General features: G+C 63.8%; 10 protein-coding genes and 1 pseudogene. 7 read left to right on the top strand and 4 right to left on the bottom strand.

Features of this window, described 5'->3' with window-relative positions; all coding sequences use genetic code 11:
* Window positions 1–13 precede the first annotated feature (13 nt).
* The 5 genes from tssH (at window position 14) to WJ12_RS35730 (ending at window position 8905) form a co-directional block, all read left to right on the top strand.
* Entirely contained in the window at window positions 14–2683 is a 2670-nt protein-coding gene (gene tssH / locus WJ12_RS02035; protein WP_034187521.1) for a type VI secretion system ATPase TssH, read from the top strand.
* Between the two features lie 43 nt (window positions 2684–2726).
* On the top strand, window positions 2727–3848 hold the full coding sequence (gene tssA, locus WJ12_RS02040) for a type VI secretion system protein TssA (protein WP_034187520.1): 1122 nt from the start codon (window positions 2727–2729) through the stop codon (window positions 3846–3848).
* Window positions 3849–3916: 68 nt separating this feature from the next.
* Window positions 3917–6595 carry a type VI secretion system Vgr family protein gene (locus WJ12_RS02045; protein ID WP_059557534.1) on the top strand — a complete coding sequence of 893 codons (2679 nt, stop codon included), beginning with the start codon at window positions 3917–3919 and terminating at the stop codon, window positions 6593–6595.
* Between the two features lie 2 nt (window positions 6596–6597).
* A complete protein-coding gene (locus WJ12_RS02050) occupies window positions 6598–8091 on the top strand; it encodes a hypothetical protein (protein ID WP_059557533.1) in 1494 nt (497 codons plus the stop codon).
* A gap of 40 nt (window positions 8092–8131) precedes the next feature.
* Window positions 8132–8905 (top strand): hypothetical protein, encoded by a 774-nt coding sequence (locus WJ12_RS35730; RefSeq protein ID WP_154233737.1) that lies wholly within the window; start codon window positions 8132–8134, stop codon window positions 8903–8905.
* 541 nt (window positions 8906–9446) lie between these two features.
* Here the strand turns inward: WJ12_RS35730 and WJ12_RS37080 are convergent.
* Window positions 9447–9668 (bottom strand): annotated as a pseudogene (locus WJ12_RS37080) (hypothetical protein); the annotation flags it as partial.
* Window positions 9669–9672: 4 nt separating this feature from the next.
* Here WJ12_RS37080 and WJ12_RS02055 point away from each other — a divergent pair.
* Both WJ12_RS02055 and WJ12_RS02060 read left to right on the top strand, forming a co-directional pair.
* Window positions 9673–10581: a DUF3304 domain-containing protein gene (locus WJ12_RS02055; RefSeq protein WP_059557529.1), complete on the top strand. Its 909-nt coding sequence runs from the start codon at window positions 9673–9675 to the stop codon at window positions 10579–10581.
* A 173-nt stretch (window positions 10582–10754) separates the two neighbouring features.
* A complete protein-coding gene (locus tag WJ12_RS02060; RefSeq protein ID WP_226104018.1) occupies window positions 10755–11519 on the top strand; it encodes a hypothetical protein in 765 nt (254 codons plus the stop codon).
* 81 nt (window positions 11520–11600) lie between these two features.
* Here WJ12_RS02060 and WJ12_RS02065 read toward each other — a convergent pair whose 3' ends face one another.
* Genes WJ12_RS02065 through tssM form a run of 3 tightly spaced genes read right to left on the bottom strand, consistent with a single transcriptional unit; the run spans window position 11601 to window position 17486 of the window.
* Window positions 11601–12551 (bottom strand): OmpA family protein, encoded by a 951-nt coding sequence (locus tag WJ12_RS02065; RefSeq protein WP_059557528.1) that lies wholly within the window; start codon window positions 12549–12551, stop codon window positions 11601–11603.
* Between the two features lie 4 nt (window positions 12552–12555).
* Window positions 12556–13545 carry a type VI secretion system-associated protein TagF gene (gene tagF / locus WJ12_RS02070; protein ID WP_034187515.1) on the bottom strand — a complete coding sequence of 330 codons (990 nt, stop codon included), beginning with the start codon at window positions 13543–13545 and terminating at the stop codon, window positions 12556–12558.
* Window positions 13542–17486, bottom strand: a complete 3945-nt coding sequence (tssM, locus tag WJ12_RS02075; RefSeq protein ID WP_059557526.1) for a type VI secretion system membrane subunit TssM — start codon at window positions 17484–17486, stop codon at window positions 13542–13544. The genes tagF and tssM overlap by 4 nt, the downstream gene beginning before the upstream one ends.
* Window positions 17487–17530: the final 44 nt, after the last annotated feature.

Genomic DNA, 17530 nt, shown 5'->3' on the forward strand with positions numbered 1-17530 from the left:
TGAGATCGACGCCATGAGCACGCCTCTGAAGACCCTGATCACGAAACTGAATCCGCTGTGCCGGCACGCGACCGAGCGCGCGGCGAGCGCGTGCCTGGCGCGCGGCCATTACGAGGTCGATCTGGAGCACCTGTTCCTCGCGTTGCTCGAGGAGCCCGCCGGCGACCTGCCGCTCGCGCTGCGCGCGAGCCGCGTCGATCCGCATGCGCTGCGTGCCGATCTCGAACGCGAGCTGACGCGGCTGAAGACCGGCAACACGCGTACGCCGGTGTTTTCCGTGCACCTGATCGCGCTGTTCGAGCAGGCATGGCTGATCGCGTCGCTCGATTCGCAGCTCGGCCGCATCCGTTCGGGGCATCTGCTGCTCGCGCTGCTGACCGCGCCGGATCTCGCGCAGTTCGCGCAGCGGATGTCGTCCCAGTTCGCGGAAGTGAACGTGACGGACCTGAAGCACAAGTTCGACGACGTCGTGGCCGGGTCGAGCGAGGCCGAGCCGCGTCAGGCCGATACGGACGACGGCGGCGCGGCGGCGAGCGAGGCCGGTGCGGCACCCGCGGCGGGCCCGTCGAAGACCCCCGCGCTCGACACGTACACGACCAACCTCACGCAGCGCGCGCGCGACGGCAAGATCGATCCGGTGATCGGCCGCGAAGCGGAGATCCGCCAGGCGATCGACATCCTGATGCGCCGCCGCCAGAACAACCCGATCATGACGGGCGAGGCCGGCGTCGGCAAAACCGCGGTCGTCGAGGGGCTCGCGCTGCGGATCGCGGCCGACGACGTGCCGCCGCCGCTGCGCGGCGTGGCGCTGCACGTGCTCGACATGGGGCTGCTGCAGGCCGGTGCGAGCGTGAAGGGCGAGTTCGAGAACCGCCTGAAGAGCGTGATCGAGGAAGTGAAGAAGAGCGCGCATCCGATCATCCTGTTCATCGACGAAGCGCATACGATCATCGGCGCGGGCGGCCAGGCCGGCCAGAACGACGCGGCGAACCTGCTGAAGCCGGCGCTGGCGCGCGGCGAGTTGCGCACGATCGCCGCGACGACGTGGAGCGAATACAAGAAGTACTTCGAGAAGGACGCGGCGCTGGCGCGGCGCTTCCAGGTCGTGAAGGTCGAGGAGCCGAGCGAGCCGCTCGCGGCCGCGATGCTGCGCGGGATGTCGGGCCTGATGGAAAAGCACTTCAACGTGCGGATCCTCGACGACGCGATCACCGAGGCCGTGCGCCTGTCGCACCGCTACATCAGCGGCCGCCAGCTGCCCGACAAGGCGATCAGCGTGCTCGACACCGCGTGCGCGAAGGTCGCGCTCGCGCACAGCGCGACGCCGGCCGCGATCGACGACACGAAGAAGCGGATCGAGCGGATCGACGCGGAAATCGCGTCGCTGGAGCGCGAGGCAGCCGGCGGCGCGCCGCACGACGAGCGGCTTGCCGAACTGCGTGGTGCGCGCGACACGGCGCTCGAACAACTCGCGAAGGACGACGCACGCTACGAAGCCGAGCGTGCGATCGTCGCCGAGATTACCGAGCTGCGCGATACGCTCGACAAGGCGCGCGGCCCGTCGGAAGACGGCCAGCCGGTCGACGTGCCGGCCACCCGCGACAAGCTCGCCGAACGCGTGGCGGCACTGCACGCGCTGCAGGGCGGCGAGCCGATGGTGCCGCTGCAGGTCGACGGCCATGTCGTCGCCGAGATCGTCGCTGCGTGGACGGGTATTCCGCTTGGCCGGATGGTGAAGGACGAGATCGACACCGTCCTGAACCTGCAGCCGCTGCTCACCGCGCGCGTGATCGGCCAGGATCACGCGCTCGACGCGATCGCGCAGCGCGTGCGCACCGCGACCGCGAACCTCGAGGATCCGAACAAGCCGCGCGGCGTGTTCATGTTCGTCGGGCCGTCGGGGGTCGGCAAGACCGAGACGGCGCTCGCGCTGGCCGACATCCTGTACGGCGGCGAACGCAAGATGGTCACGATCAACATGAGCGAGTACCAGGAAGCGCACAGCGTGTCGGGCCTGAAAGGCTCGCCGCCCGGCTACGTCGGTTATGGCGAAGGCGGTGTGCTGACCGAGGCCGTGCGCCGCAACCCGTATTCCGTCGTGCTGCTCGACGAGGTCGAGAAGGCGCACCCCGACGTGCTCGAGATGTTCTTCCAGGTGTTCGACAAGGGCGCGATGGACGATGCGGAAGGGCGTGAGATCGACTTCCGCAACACGCTGATCATCCTGACGTCGAACGTCGGGTCGGCCGCGGTGATGCAGGCGTGCCTGAACAAGCCGGCCGAGGAACTGCCCGATCCGGACGCGCTCGCCGAGACGCTGCGCCCGCAGCTGTACAAGACGTTCAAGCCCGCGTTTCTCGGGCGCATGAAGGTCGTGCCGTACTATCCGATTTCCGACGACGTGCTGGCCGAGATCATCGAGTTGAAGCTCGAACGGATCCGCCGCCGGATCGAGGCGAACCACAAGGCCGCGTTCGAATGGGACGAGTCGCTCGTCGAGGCGGTGCTTGCGCGCTGCACCGAGGTCGACTCGGGCGCCCGCAACGTCGACCATATCCTGAACGGCACGCTGCTGCCGGAGATCGCGGGCCACGTGCTCGGCCGGATCGCCGACGGCGAAGCCATCGCGCGTATCGCGGTGCGTGCGGACGAGGCCGGCGAATTCGCGTACACCGTCGAATGAGCGCGGCCGCGCAACGTCCAAGCATTGATGAACTGACCAAACCATGCCGATCAATCTTCCCGAGCTGCTGACGCCGATCAGCGACGCGTCGCCCAGCGGCGACGACCTGCTGTTTTCGAACGAATTCGACGCGATCCAGGACGCGCGGCGCTACGACGATCCGACGCTCGACCAGGGCGAATGGGTGACCGAGATCAAGGAGGCGGACTGGGGCTTCGTCGTCGATCAGGCAAGCGTGCTGCTGCGTACGCGCACGAAGGACCTGCGGCTCGGCGTGTGGCTGACCGAGGCGCTCGCGCTCGAGGACGGCATCACCGGCCTCACCGACGGTTATGCGTTGCTCGAGGGCCTGTGCCGTGAGTTCTGGGACACCGTGCACCCGCTGCCCGAAGGCGAGGACACCGAATACCGGCTCGGCAACGTCGCATGGCTCTCCGGCCGCACGGCCGAGCTGCTGCGCGCGGTGCCGATGACGGACGGTGCATCGAACGCGTTCAGCACGCTCGACTGGGAAGTGGCGCAGCACGTCGCGCAGGCGATCAAGCGCGACCCCGATCACGCGGACGAGATCGCGCGCGGCAAGCCGTCGCTCGACCAGATCGATTCGTCGCGGCGCGTGACGCCGATCGCGTTCTACACGACGCTGCTGGCGAACCTGAAGGCGTTCGAATTCGCGCTCGATGCGTTCGAGGAGCGGCTCGTCGAGCGCGCGGGCGATTCGGCGCCGAGCTTCCGTCAGGCGCGCGACGCGTTCGAGACCGTGTACCGGCTCGCCGAGCGTTTTGCGCGCGAGCAAGGCTACACGGGCAGCGCGCCGCACACGCAGGCGGCGCCGCAGGCGCAACCCGAGCGCATCGAGCCGGTGTTCGGCAATTCGATCCAGACCGAGGAGACCCACGTGCAGCAGCAGACCGCGCCGCGTCCTCCGGTGACGCAGATGATCGCCGGCATCCAGAACCGCGCGCAGGCCGTCGACCAGCTGCGTGCGGTCGCGCGCTATTTCCGCCAGACCGAGCCGCACAGCCCGGTCGCGTATCTCGCCGACAAGGCGGCCGAATGGGCCGACATGCCGCTGCACAAGTGGCTCGAGAGCGTCGTGAAGGACGACGGGTCGTTGTCGCATATCCGCGAGCTGCTGGGCGTGCGGCCGGACGAGCAGTCGTAAGCGCCGGGCCTTGCACCTGAGAGCGCGGGCTCGGCGGGCCCGCGGCAGACAAGAACAGGGATTGACGCATGAACGTGACCGAACTGGCCCAGGCGATCCGCGGCGGCCTGGTTCAGCAGGATCGCCTGCTGAAGATCGACCTCCCGTCGCTGCCGAACAATGCGCTGGTGCCGCGCCGCGCCGTGATTCACGCCGAACTGGGACGCGATTTCAGCGTGGAGCTCGATCTCGTGTCGAGCGCGAGCGACATTGAGCTCAAGACGCTGATCGCGAAGCCGATCACGCTGTGGATCCAGCAGGCGGACAAATCGTATCTGCCGATCAACGGTCATATCCACACGGCGCGCAGGCTCGGCGCGGACGGCAGCCTGTCGGGCTACCAGCTGGCCTTCGCGTCGTGGATGCATTTTCTCAAGTTCCGCAGCGACATGCGGTACTGGCAGGACCAGACGATCGACACGATCCTGGCCGACGTGTTCGATGCGCATCCGCAGGCCAAGGGCCGATACCAGTTCGCGCTGTCGAAGCCGCTGCCGTCGCGCTCCTACTGTCGCCAGAGCGAAACCGACTGGAACTTCGTGCATCGGCTGATGGAAGACGAAGGGCTGTTCGGCTTCTGGCGCCATGCCGGGGACGGCAGCGCGCACACGCTGGTGATTACCGACGACCTGCATGCGGTCGACGAACTGTCCCCGAATACCGTCAGGTTCGACCGCTCGGGAACGGGCAGCGAAACCACGGGTTTCACGCAATGGGCCGCGTCGCGCACCCTGCAGAGTTCGCTGCACACCACGCGCACGTTCGACTACAAGTCGCCGTCATCCGCCGGCAACCCGAACGGCACGACGCTGCCGACCAAGGCCGATCAGGGCGACCTGCCGGGCCAGACCGAAATCTACGAATACACCGGTGCGTATACGTACGCGGGCCAGGATCGCGGCGAACACCTGTCGAAGATTCGCCTTGAGCAATGGGAGTCCTGCGCGAAGCGCTTTTTCGGCGTGGGCGGCGTGCGTGCGATCGATGCGGGCCGGCGCTTCACGCTGGCGGATCACCCCGAGCACGATCGCGATTCGGCTCAGGACCGGGAATTTGCGGCCGTGAAGGTGTCCCGGTACATCGAGAACAACCTGCCGATCTCGGACCACGAGGCGAACTTCCCGCACAGCCTGCAGGACCGTCTGGCGCAGGTGAAAGCCGGCCACGGTGAAGCCGCGGCCTTCGAGGTGGGGCATGACGACGGTTCGGCCGGGTTCTATCTCGTCGAAGTCGAGGCGCAACGCGCAGCCGTGCCGTATCGCAGCCCGTTCGAGCATCGGAAGCCCGAGATGCAGCTTGAGACGGCCATCGTCGTCGGGCCGAAGGGCGAAGAGGTGTATACGGACGAGCTGAACCGGATCAAGGTCATGTTCGTCTGGGACCGGCAGAACGCGGGCACCGAAGCCGCGTCGTGCTGGATGCGCGTCATGCAGTCGGATACCGGCGGCGGCTACGGGGCCGTCCATATTCCGCGTGTCGGCGAGGAAGTGCTGGTCGGCTACATCGGCGGCGACTGCGACCGGCCGATCGTCATGCATCGCGTCTACAACGGAGCGACCAAGCCGCAATGGCATAGCGACGGGATCCTGTCGGGTTTCCGGTCGAAGGAATACGCGGGGTCGGGGCACAACGAGATGGTGCTCGACGACGCGACCGGGCAGAACCGTGCGCGCCTGTTCAGCAGCAGCGCGAATTCGCTGCTTCATCTCGGTTACCTGATCGAACAGAACGGCAACACGCGCGGCACGTATCTCGGCTCGGGTTTTGACCTGCGTACGGATGCGTATGGTGCGGTGCGCGCCGGGCAGGGGCTGTATGTGACGACGCATCCGAAGCAGGCGAACAGCCAGCCGCTCGATGTGAGCGAAGCGAAGCAGCAGCTTGCCAATGCGGAAGGGTTGATCGAGTCGATGTCGCAGGTCAGCGAGATGCATCAGGCTGAAGCCCTCGGGGCCGGTCACGATGCGCTGAAGCAGTTCGTCGATGCGACACAGAACAGCGTGACGGGGGCGACGTCGGGCGGCAGGACCGCTGGTGGCGGGACGGGCAGCGCGAATGCGTTCACGGAACCGGTGATGTTGTTCGCGAGCCCGGCGGGGATCGGGATGGCGTCGGAGCAAAGCATGCACCTGGCTGCGGATCGCCACGTCAACGTCGTGAGCGGGCAGAGCACGCATCTCGCCAGCGGGAAATCGCTGGTGGCGAGCGTCAAGGAGAAGCTCAGTCTGTTTGCGCAGAATGCGGGCATGAAGCTCTTTGCCGGGAAAGGTGCCGTCGAGATACAGGCGCAGAATGACAACGTCGAGATGGTCGCGCAGAAGACGATCAAGGTGCTGTCGGCGACCTCAACGATCGAAGGCGTCGCGAAGGAAGAGATTCTGCTGACTTCCGGCGGCGCGTATGTCCGGATCAAGGGCGGCAACATCGAGATTCATGCACCGGGCAAGATCGACGTGAAGGGCGGGCAGCACACGTTCAGCGGGCCGACGAGCATGCATAAGACGTTCAAGGCGGAAGGCAAGAAGGCAGACATGCGGATTCGATATGTAGATGCCGACGGCAACGTGCCGCACGGGGAACCGATCAAGTTCACGACCGAGGACGGGACCGAGCATAGCGTCGCGCTCGACGCGGAAGGCAAGGCGGAATTGAAGAACATCGATTTTGACGAGTTCGTGGCCAGTCAGTTCAAACGGACGGGGGAGTGAAAATGGGCAAGCCACTTGTTCAACATAACGTCTGTATTGATCTGCCGGGGGAGCCGGTCAAGTGCGCGGCCGAGACGGAATTGACGGTGCTGTTACGCAAGCATCGGGATGTGGTATTCGATATCCAGCTTCAGGCCGGCGCGACCTATACCGTCACCACGACGCACCCCGATCAACCGAACGGGCGCTTTTATGACACGAAGCGGAAGATGAATGTCGGCAAGACGACGTTCAAAGATGGGGAGCCGTGCCACATCTGGATCGGCCGTACTTTCGAGGGGAGTCTGATTCTCAAGCAGGGCGAGAAGGTGCTTGGGCACTATCCGATTGCCAAAATGGACTGCACAAAGGGCTGTACGGATGATCCGAAGGATAAACCAGCGCCGGTTCTGATTGTGCTCCACAACGATAAGGAGTGGGCGAAGGACCTGATCCGGATTTCGGATGCTGGAGTCCTGGGAAAAGCTGCTGCGGCACCGTCCTTGATGTCCGCTCTGGATCGGGCCCGCCAAGCGCAATCCAAAGGTGATTTATCCGGCCTGATGAGTAATAGCCCGTTCCAATCTAAAAAATCGATGGCGGGTGCGCCCAATGTTTTCTCGGGGGAGGCATTAAATGTTTCCGCGGACGGGCGGGAAATAAAATACTCCGTTCACATGTTTTCCGTAAAGCGGAATGCCGGTGTGGAGGAGCCAAATTGGGTGCTGAGATTCTTCAAAGAGGGTGACAAACCTTACGAATTCAAGCCTAATCCTCACGATGTCATATCGAGGAACTGGCTTCTGATGCAGGTCGGAAATATCGGTGCGTATATCAGGGATGCTTGGTATGGAAATGAGCCTTGGGCAAGGGATTTTTTTAAAAGATCATTTTTTTTAATCAAGCGTGGCGGTGAAACGGTACTTGCATTCTCCACCGTCCCGGAAGATTGGAAAACTCTGGGATTTTTATTGGTTGGCTATGCGCGGGAAGTGCAGCCCGGTACCAAGCTGGCAACGATAGCCGGAGGGGCTGGATCATTGTCATCCGCAGGAGCGGCGGCGTGGAATGCAGCCAAGGGATCCTTTTCCGGGAATGCACTGGTCGCATTCTTTATTGGGGCGGGTATAGACACGATCGTCTGGTTTTCGGATTCAAATCAGGATTTCAGGGATTTAATCGCAATATTGTTGGTGGATGCATTCAAGGCGGCATTGGTTGGTGCTGCAATAAGCTTGGCCAACGCTGGCATAGTTGCCATGGCTGCAGCGACCGGAGTGACTGTAGGTGCTCTGGCGATAGGTGGATTTGTCCTGATTTTGGGTGTTGGTTTGCTTGTTGATTATTTGTTCGATGCCAGTGGGAAGAAATTCGTGAAATTGCTATTTCACAATCCGAAGGCTATCGTGGATGAAATCGATGGCATGGTGCGGAGGGCCGGTAAGGCACTCGAAGAAAAGCTGCCGAAGGATTATGGTGACTATTATTCAGGGTCGCAGTGGATGATGCTTCCCTGAGGATTCACTTCCGGTAATTTTTGAGGATTTTTATCTGACGATGATGGAAGCAAATGTTGATGGCCACCCAGTCGATGACGGTTCGCCGATAGATTTTCATGGAAAGCTGGCTGCGATAGAGTTGGCTATTGGTTTGCTTGTGGCCGCCATATATTACGTATTTTCCAAGTTGGGTGTGATGGCGGATTTGTTGTGGAAATCGATAGTGGTTGTTCAGTTTTGCATATCGATTGTTTTGTTTGTTCATTATGTTATGAATCGGCAGCCTCGAAGGCTCTGGGTTGAGGGTGTTGTTTCGCTGTTTTACCTGGGGCCGTGGTTGATGATCGCATTGTTTTGGTTATTCTATATATCATATGTTCCGATGCCTGGAATTTTGAAGGTTTCCGTGATCGCTGTATGCTTTGCTATTATTGGGTGGCACTCGTTCAAGGTTTTGTTGGATTTTCGTCGCGCCGCTAAAAGCGAATCGGTTGTGAATACAATTTATTATGAAAGTGGTGGGAAATTGGTCTTCCGTAATTCGCTGGGTGGCTATATTGACCAATTGACTTCGCGGAATCCGTTGAAAGGATCCTTGCTTTCAGTGGTTGGTTATTCGATGCCTTTTGCTGCGGCATTTGGGTTGAGTGCTAACCATGTTTTTGGTGAGAACATTGGTCCTCATGTGCTGGGTGTTGTTTTGTCGCTCGTTGGGTTCCCGATGTCGATCTGGATCATTGGAAATGCCTACGTGCGATCGATTTTTTTTCGAGTTTATTTGCCATTGAGGCTTGAACGAAAAACCGGGAAGAAAGTTATTCTGAGTTCATGAATGGCCTGATGCTCGCGGCGGTTTGAAGCGAAATTTCATATCCGCGTGATACCACGCAATTCTCGGAGAGAATCTGGTCGCCGGTGCGGTCCTCATCGTGTGCGCGTATGTGCTCGGAACGCCACTGTTTCTGGTCGATTCGCCGCCGTTGACGATCGCCGCTGACGGAGCAACGAACGATGACTCTTCTGGATTACTTGAAACAGGCGTCCGATCAGTGAATGCCCGATTCTCGGGCTCCGCGCTACGGCGATCAGCTGCATAACATGGGCGGATGCGACCAAGTGTGATCCGCAACCAGTCGTCATATCCGAATCACGAATCGCCGATGCGATTCCGTGCCCGCCGCATATTCACTGGGTGTGGCGGATGGACCGCCGTCGCAGCTCGAAATGTCGATCCAGGATTTCGAGCAGTCGCCGGGCGTTGTCCGTTTGCGTGGGAACGCGCCGTAGCGCATGGTGAGCGGCGTGCCGAGGTCGCCCTCACAAGGTGGTGGCCGCCCCCAAGCCCCCCGCAACCCGCTGCCCGATCCCGGGATGAGATCTTGCGCTGCGGCGAAATGAACGCAGCGGTGTACACTGGCCGGGATGGCGAGAGGGCGATCCTTGAAGCTGGTTTTGAGCATACCCAGATAAGGCACCATTCCTATCAGCTCGCCGGCTTCCTCCGACATGATGGATGAAACTGCATAGAGCAATCCGACAAACTTAATCTGAATCGGCACGCCTTCAATAGCGAGATCCGTGTCGTCCCTGCGTTTGGTCATGCAATACACTGCACCGGAATTCCCCGCGATTGTTCCAGGCCTTCGCGGTACACACGCCGTTCGCGGACGGTTCTCCGCTGCGCTGCGAGTCGCTGCGGCAGGCTTGCTGTTCGTGTCCATGGCGGCGTGCAGCAAGTCGGATCCGACCTACACCAGCATTTCGACCGAGGCGCTGAACTACCTGCCGTACAACCTCGTTCGGTTCACGATCACCGACCAGTTCGGCAACAAGGCACGCGGCGGCGGTGATCTCGAACCTGGGGCAGGGGAGGGCAGCATCGCCTGCTGCTATTTGCTGAAGGGCACCGATTTCAAGGTTCAATGGACGTATTACGATGCGGACGACTGGCGGCCGGGCGAGCAGGTGAAGAAACAACAGGCGGAGACGGACGTTTCATTGCCGCCGACGAGGGAGCCGGACTCGATCGGCTCACGCATTCTCGAAGTTCACTTCTATCCCGATCGTCATGTCGAACTGGCATTTCCCGGCGAGATGCTGGGCAGTACGCGATTGCCGATCGTCGACGTGTCGCGTGACCTGACGAAACGGTACGGCAAACGGCTCGACGAAAAGTACAAGGACAACGACGCCCAGTTGCACCGCCGGATTGCGAGAACCGTTGCGGAAGCCTGGATCAAGTACCGCTTCACCGATCGCAGCGACCTCGAGCAATACGCGTATTACGTGCTTCTGGTGAATCCTCGGTTCGACGCGCACCAGGAGGCGCAGAAACTCATTCAGTCAAGCAAGGGCAAGCCGGGCGCATTCGCGAAGGCGGTAGCCGCGCTGTCGCCTTCGGTTGTGAAGGAGCTTGGGCGAAACCGATTCCAGGCGGTCGCGGTGCCGTCGATTCCGGCGGGGCTGTTGCCGCCGCCACGTGAGGAGAACAGCCATGGCAGGAGCTAACGATCGAAACGCTATTCGACTCGATCCTGACGATGCTACGCCGCAGAGCGTTCGAATGGCCGTCGACAGGATGGCGACGGCCAACTATCCGAAGGGAGATTGTCTGCCGTGCGGGGCAACGATCCGTATCGGCGTGTTCTTCGTACCGCAAGGTCGTCCCTGATACGCAGGGCGTGAACTTTCTGCCGCATGCGGAGGTATTCCTGCGCTGGATCGCCGTGCGATATCAGGATCCGGAATTCCGTCATTCAGTGACGGATCCGGCGACCGAGTGGCGCAAGGATGTCGAAAAAGCCGACTACGACCGGCGCGATGCCAAGGCAAAGCTCGACTGGGCGATGATGGGCCGCCAACGGATGGATTCGCCCGAAATTCAAAAGCTGAAGCTCGCGAAGCAGGCGGCGGACAAGCGTTACAACGACCTGTGGAGTGACGTCCCGCCGAGCAACTATACGACGGTCTGGCAGCGCCTCGACAAGGAGGCGAAGGAGATGACCGGAAAGTGGGAGAAGATGCGGCCGGAATACGAGGCCCAACAGCAGCGCCGCTTCATGCAGTCGTTCAACAACAAGCTGACCTATACGCCGCTGTTCCTCGCGCCTGCGTTTGCGCGCCACGTCGAACTGAACGAGGACGAGGTTGCGCTGGTCAAGGCCTGGGAGCAGGGGTATTCGGGGAAGAACCCGCTTCCGGCGGAGGTGATGGCGATGTTCGACATGCTCGTCCACGATACGTTGCTGACGAGTTGGCAAGATCACGTGCTCGCGCCTTCACTGTACTTCAGGACACGGGACAAGGACGTGTTTGGAAAGACCGACTACGTGAAGGAAGATAAGCAGCGCAAGAGCGACGATCTCACCGCCGAACGGGTCGAGCAGGCGAGCAGGCAGAGCCAGCAATGGGCGAAAAGCCACCAGCGGACGCCGCCCACGCATTGACGTCACTCAGCGGCGCGCAATTATCTATCGCCGACACCCCGCCACACCGGGGCGGCTCATCGTGAGCCGCCTCCCGCAAACTTACTGCCCCACCCGGAACTCGATCCGCCGATTCCTCGCCCGCCCGTCGGCCGTATCGTTCGGCGCGATCGGCTGATCCGGCCCGACGCCCGTCGTCGTCATCTGCTGCGGCGGAATGTTCTTCGTGATCAGGTAACCCTTCACCGCATCCGCGCGCGCCTGGCTCAGCGCGATGTTCGACGTCCGGTTCCCCGAGTTGTCGGTGTGGCCGATGATGTCGACCGTGCGGTTCTGCATCTTCGCGAGCGCGGCCGCCATCTGGTCGAGGATCAGCCGGCCCTGCGGCGTCAGCGTCGCGCTGCCGGTCTCGAACTCGATCGTGCGATTGGCGAGCGTCTGGTCGAGCACGCCCTGCTCGGACGCCGACACGCGCAACCCGTTCTTGATCGTGTACGTCGGGTTCAGCGTGTTCGCCATGTCGCTGGCGAGCTGCTGGCGCTGCGCCTCGTTGTGCACCTCGCCCTTCATCTCGATCTGCGTGCCGTTGATCTTCAACTGCCCCTTGCTGATCTGCTTGAGTTGCGCGCCGAGCAGCTTCTGCACGTTGGCGCTCCAGTTCGGCGGCGTCGCGACGTCGCCGACCTCGATCTGGTCGACGACGTTCGTCGTGCCGTAGGTATCGCGCAGCTTCTGCAGCACGGCGGCCTTGGTCGCCTCGTCGGGCACCTTGCCGCCGACGACGACCTGGCCGGGCGCCGCGTTAGCGGGCGGCGGCGTGATCGTGCCGGCCGTGCCGCGCACCACCGTGCCGGACGCGGTGCCGGCGCTCGGGTTCGACGACTGCAGCGCGGTCGTCGCGACCGTGCCGTTGCCGACCGGCGTGACGGTGGCGCCGGTGTTCTGCGCGAAGGCCGCGCCGCTCGCGACGAGGCCGGCGGCGAAGAGGGCGGCGAGGGCGGGCGAGAGGGCGGCCGAAAGACGGGCGCGCCGGGCGTGAATCGTGCGATGCATCCCGTCAGCCTCCGATGAACGCTTCGCGGAACGCGTCGATGGCGACGCGCAGCGAGAGTTGCGGTTGGTCGAGGTAGCTGACGAGCTTGCTGATCTGCTGATCGTTTTGCGCATGGGCGTCGATCCACTCGGGATCGTCGATGTCGATGTTGTGGGCGGCGTAGGTCTGCGGGTCGACCACGCTCAGCAGCGTCTTGGAAGACGCGCCGTTGAAGCCGATGATCAGCCGTTCGCGTTCGGCGATCGTGCCGATGAAGATCGCGAGCTCGAAGTCGGCCTGCGCGACGAACGGCGTGATGAGTTCGAGCCAGAACGCGGCGACGAGGCTGCGGTAGAACGGATCCACGGGCAGCGGTAGCGTGAGCCCGCGCTCGATGTGCGACGAGCCGCTCTGCATCACGGGCCGCAGCAGCGAGCCGAGCGCGAGCATCGCGCCGCGCAGCCGCACCGGATGGCCGCTTTCGAGCAGCATCTGCTGCAGGCCGTACAGCGACTGATGTTCGACGAAATCGTTGAAGGTACCGTCGTGCGACGTACCGGGGCCGCCGACATCGATCGGCACCTGCGTGTCGCCGAGCGCCTGCAGCGCGCCGGGCGGCTCCTCCTTCGCGAGCAGCGCCGGCATCTGCGCCGCCACGCGCGACCACAGCCGCGCGAACGCGAGCGGGCTGCGCGCGAGGAACGCGAGCGGCCGGTCGACCTCGAGCGCGGTCGCGCCGAGGAACGGGAAGCGGCGCATCGACACGTCATGGCTCGCCACCATGTGGCCCGCGATCGCGAGCTTGCTGCGCGAGCCGATGAATGCGAAATGCATCGGCTTCGCATCCTCGTAGACGATCTTCCAGCGTGGATCTTCCGCAAGCAGCTCGAGCGCCTGCGCGATCCAGCGATCGAGCGTCTGCAGCAGCTGCGGATTGTGTGCGCTCTTGACGAAGTCGCCGCGCGACGGAATCTTGCCGAAGTAGGCGATTTGCGCCTGAACGGTTTGCGTCATTGCGCCCCCTGTGCATGCGTTGCGTTGGCGGCCGCGACGGCCGGCGCGGCGGCCGGCGTGCCCGTGCCGGCGGACTGGGTTGCGTTCAGCGCCGCGCCCGCGCTCGCGTCGGCGACCGACGACGGCAGCTGCAGGCCGCGCAGGCTCTGCTGCTGCGGCTGGTCACCGCCGCCGCCGGACGGTTGAGACGTGCTGATGATGCGCATCGTTACCGACACGTTCACGCTGCCCTGCGCCCACGTCAGGTCGAAGGTGCCGTCCGGGCGGCGCTTGCGCTGCGCCGAGTTGATCAGCTTCTCGAGACCGTAGCGGCCCGGCTCGTTGACGAGCTGCACCGTGCGGCCGTCGAAGGTCGTCGCGGACAGCGTCGCGCCCGGCGAGCCCTGCGGGTTCGGCCAGACGAAGTTGGTCCACTGCGGCGGCGTGTTGCGGTAGCGCAGTTGCTGGCCGTCGATCGCGATCGTGTATTCCGTCGTGCCCGTGCTCGGCTGCGGCAGGATCTGGAACACGGTCTGCGGCTCGGTCGACGCGGCCGCGCTGCCGGCGGCGCCGCCCGCAAGCGGTGCGACCCAGCGTGCGAAGCCGTTCGTGAAGTCCGGCGTGAGCCCGATGCCCATGTCGCCCCACGTGCGGGCGGCGAGCGTGTCGCCGCGGCGTACCGCGAGCGGCCCGAGCGTCGTGCCGACGAACTTCGCGATCGAGCCGTCCGGACCGAACACCTGCGCGATCTCGCCGGCGCCGGCCTCGACCTTGGCGTTCGCCGCGAACGGGTACTTCGTCGCGAGCGAGTTCTGGAACGGCTGGTAGACCTGCGCGTTCCACACCTTGTTGACTTCGGCGCTGGCCGGCTGGATCACGACCGCGAACGCCTGCATCAGCGGCCGCACGAGCAGCGGGCGCAGCGACTTGCGTTGCGAATCGGTGAGGCCCGTCAGCATCTGCTCGTCGACGAGCTTCAGCGAATCGGCGAGCTCCGAACCGTTGCCGTCGAGCGTCTGCTGCATCAGCTGGCGCGCGCCCGGGCCCGGGTCGCCCTGGTTCTTGATCACGTTGAAGCGGGTACGGACCTTCGACAGCGAATCCATGTAGCCCTTGAGCATCGACGTGCCGTCATGCGTCGCGACGATCCGCGCGAGCCCGATGAACTCCTGGCCGATCGGACCCATCGGCACCTCGGCCGGATTGCCGTTGATGTCGATGTTGGCCGCCGCCACCTGGCCGGCCTGCGAGCGCGTGAACAGCTGCTTGACCCAGTTCACCACGCCCGTCTGCGCCTTCTTGATGGCCACGTTCGCGAGCGACGGGTTGTCCCACGACGTCTGGTCGTACGCGGTCTCGAGGATCTTGCGGATCGGCGAATCCTGCGGGTCGCCGAGGCGGTTCATCCCGTCGACGGCCTGGCCGAAGCTGCTGAAGCCCTGCACCGCGATGCCCTGCATGAACTTCTGCCAGTGCTGCGCGTACTCGGTCTTGTACATGCCGACGAGCGTCTTCTGGATCTGCTCGGGGCTGCCCTCGAGCGTCAGGTCGTCCTGCGTCGACGTGTTCAGCACCCAGTCCTTCGCCTGCAGCTCCTTGGTCGCCGCGTCGCGGATCGCCGGCTGCACGTAGTCGAACCACGCTTCGCGCGTGAACGTGCCCGGAATCGCGTAGCTGCCCGCCACGAGCGACTGGTTGCCGTCGCCGACGATGCGCGCGATGGTCATCGGCGCGAAGCGGGTCGACGCGCGCGCCTTGATTTCCTCGTAGACGCGCTGGCGGGCCGGCATGCCGCGCACGACGCGGCGCAGGTTCTCGCGGGTTTGGTCGACGAGCGCGAGGTTCGCGTCGATCATCGGCCAGTCGTCGTCGTTCACGCGGGACAGGTAGAACGAGATCATGCGCTCGGCGCTCTTGATCATCTCGTCGCGCGGCATGTTGCCGCGATTCGTCTCGAGCCAGCCGCGCCAGAAGCGGGCGAGCTGGTCGGTCAGGTGCGCCTGCTCGACGTGGCGCTTGTCGGACAGCATCAGGTACGTCTTCAGCGCGTTGTACGCGTCCTGCACGTTGGTCGGCGACGCGTCGCTGTAGAGGCCGCCCTGCGGTGCGGCGGGCTGTTGCGCGGCGGCCGGCGCGGGGCCGGACGCGGCCAGTGCGGCACCGGCCTGCGGCGCGGCGCCTGCCGCGTTGGTCGAGACCGGCAGCGTGCCGCCCTGCACGGCGCCCGATTCGGGCGGGCGCGTCATCGGCACGAGCTGTTCGGGGTGCGCGTTCACGTCCTTCATGAACGACGCGAGGTTCTGCGACACCGGAGCCAGCAGGATCTGGCGCACGCCGTTGTAGTACTCGGTCAGCAGGTGCTGCTCGAGACGGTCGCCCTGGTACAGGCCGAGCGACACCGACAGCGGCTTGTCGCGGCGGAACTGCTCGAGCTGCTCGATCCGGTCTTCGAGGATGTCCATCGCCTGCAGGCGCGACTGCAGGTCGTTGCGGCCCTGTTGCAGGCGCGTGACGTTGTCGAGGTCGGCCTGCACGTTCGACACGAGTTGCTGGTTGCCGATCGTGGACCAGGTCCAGCCGCCGAGCGCGAGCGCGAGCGCCGCGACGAAGCCGAAGAAGGTGGCGTAGCGTAGCCGCGTCTTGGTCGGGCTTGCGAACTGGCGCACCGTCTGGCGGTCGGCGAAGATCACCTTCGAGAACAGGTCGCGCAGGAAGAAGCCGTTCTTCGAGAAGGCGCTGTGCGGCTTCGGCAGCGCGTTTCCGTCGAGGCCGAAGCGGTGCGCGATGCGCTGCGCGGCCGCGCTGTTGGTTTCGCCTTCCTGCAGGGCGCTGGTGAAGTAGAAGCCGCGGAAGATCGGCTTGTACTGGAACGGGTTGTTCTCGAACAGCGTCGCGAGGAACGCGCGCAGCGACGGCTTGATCGTCGAGAATTCGAGCGGGAAGCTCAGCTGGCCCGGCGACAGCTGGTTGCCGCGCGACAGCGACAGCTGCGCGACGCTGATCTCCTTCAGCCCTTCGTAGAGTTCCTCGAAGTGCGTATCGAACTGCGCGACCACGTCGCGCTTGTCGTCGGGCTCGTAGGGCAGGGTGGCGCCCCACACGCGGTCGTACTCGTGCTTGTCGCTGCTGCTGAAGAATTCGGTGAAGCCGGTGATCAGGTCGGCCTTCGTGAACATCACGTAGACCGGCGCGAACACTTCCAGCTTTTCCGTCAGCTCCTGAACGCGCTGGCGGAGGTTTTTCGCGAGGTTGATCGCGAATTCGGGGCGGTTGCCGGTGAGTTCGGCGATGCTCGCGGTGACGATGATGCCGTTGATCGGCGCCTTCGGGCGATAGCGCTTGAGCAGGCCGAGGAAGCCGAGCCATTCGCTGCGGTCTTCCTCGTGCACCGAATAGCGGCCGGCCGTGTCGAGCAGGATCCCTTCGGTCGTGAAGAACCAGTCGCAGTTGCGCGTGCCGCCGATGCCGTGGATCACGGCGCTGTTCTTGTCCGCGAACGGGAATTGCAGGCCGGAGTTGAGCACGGCGCTGCTCTTGCCCGCGGCCGGGTTGCCGATCACGATGTACCACGGCAGTTCGTACAGCGCGGAGCCGCCCGACACCTGGCCGATCTTCGATGTCTTGATCGTCTTCACCGCATCCGACAGGCGCGTGCGCAGCACGTCGAGGTCGGCGGTCTTCGAATCGGGGGCGAGCGCGGCGGCGGCGGGCGCGGCGATCTTGCCGGTTTCCGCCTGCTCCTCGAGCACCTGGCCGAGCTGCTGGTTCGCGCGCTTCACGCGCCAGCGGCGCCACAGCGCGACGACGAGCCACAGCGCGAGGATCGCCGCGAACGCGATCGCCGCCCACAGGAGCGGCAGCTGCAGCATGTCGGCGACGATGAAGAGAATCGCCGCTAGCGCGACGATCCCGACAATCGAGAGCGTACGCGGATGAGTCAGCACGTTGAGGATGCGTTGCATAGGACGTTCAGGTTCCGGTGCGATTCGGTGAGGCGACGCAGGCG

This window comes from Burkholderia seminalis, assembly GCF_001718535.1.
In the GTDB taxonomy this organism is placed as follows: domain Bacteria; phylum Pseudomonadota; class Gammaproteobacteria; order Burkholderiales; family Burkholderiaceae; genus Burkholderia; species Burkholderia seminalis.

Bases quoted from the DNA above. Each gene is read 5' to 3' on its own strand.
- tagF (WP_034187515.1), bottom strand. From the start codon at position 13,545: ATGACGCAAACCGTTCAGGCGCAAATCGCCTACTTCGGCAAGATTCCG.
- tssH (WP_034187521.1), top strand. From the start codon at position 14: ATGAGCACGCCTCTGAAGACCCTGATCACGAAACTGAATCCGCTGTGC.
- tssM (WP_059557526.1), bottom strand. From the start codon at position 17,486: ATGCAACGCATCCTCAACGTGCTGACTCATCCGCGTACGCTCTCGATT.
- tssA (WP_034187520.1), top strand. From the start codon at position 2,727: ATGCCGATCAATCTTCCCGAGCTGCTGACGCCGATCAGCGACGCGTCG.
- WJ12_RS02065 (WP_059557528.1), bottom strand. From the start codon at position 12,551: ATGCATCGCACGATTCACGCCCGGCGCGCCCGTCTTTCGGCCGCCCTC.
- WJ12_RS02045 (WP_059557534.1), top strand. From the start codon at position 3,917: ATGAACGTGACCGAACTGGCCCAGGCGATCCGCGGCGGCCTGGTTCAG.
- WJ12_RS02055 (WP_059557529.1), top strand. From the start codon at position 9,673: ATGCAATACACTGCACCGGAATTCCCCGCGATTGTTCCAGGCCTTCGC.
- WJ12_RS02050 (WP_059557533.1), top strand. From the start codon at position 6,598: ATGGGCAAGCCACTTGTTCAACATAACGTCTGTATTGATCTGCCGGGG.
- WJ12_RS35730 (WP_154233737.1), top strand. From the start codon at position 8,132: ATGATGGAAGCAAATGTTGATGGCCACCCAGTCGATGACGGTTCGCCG.